This is a genomic window from Vibrio sp. Y176 (genome assembly GCF_033438945.1).
In genome coordinates this window covers 1-543 of sequence record NZ_JAWOQS010001047.1, presented here as the reverse complement: position 1 = coordinate 543, position 543 = coordinate 1, and the positions used below count along the sequence as shown (strand labels likewise).

General features: G+C 46.0%; 1 protein-coding gene. It reads right to left on the bottom strand.

What is annotated here, in order from left to right; translation table 11 throughout:
• Positions 1–543, bottom strand: a 543-nt coding sequence (locus tag R7O13_RS30130) for a DMT family transporter (RefSeq protein ID WP_318305626.1), incomplete at both ends; no start/stop codon positions are given.

Here is a 543-nt window from a genome sequence, read left to right as displayed (position 1 = left end):
GTAAGAGTAGGCTGATGCTTTACCTGCTTGTTGAGTTTGCATCGCCTTAGTCAGCCCAAGTTGACCAATTTGAGTGAACACGCCTACCAATACCAACATACACGTAAGGTAAAGATCTGGCATGACAAAGTTATCTCCCATAAACAGGATGGACGTTGGTAGCGCCACAAGTGGGAAGTAGAAAATGATCACCGAGCTGTCTTCGGTTTGGCTGAGCTTTCTTACAATGACATAAGCAATAGAGCTACCAAAAGCACCTAAAATAGCAATCATTACACTGAACATCGGAAGTGTTTGGGCAGATTCTACGCCGGTTTCTGGCCGAACCATGACGTAGACGCCGAGCAAACATAGCGCAATACAAATGAAGGTTGTGGGCTGAATTCGCTCTTTCAAAAAAATGACAGCGAGCATCGCCGTAAATACCGGATGAATGTATTGGAAGATGGTTGCCTCTGCCAAAGGTAACGTGGTCACCGAATAGTAAACACACATCAACGCGAAGGTGCCCACCGCGCCACGCGCTAAAAGTAGTGTTTTGTT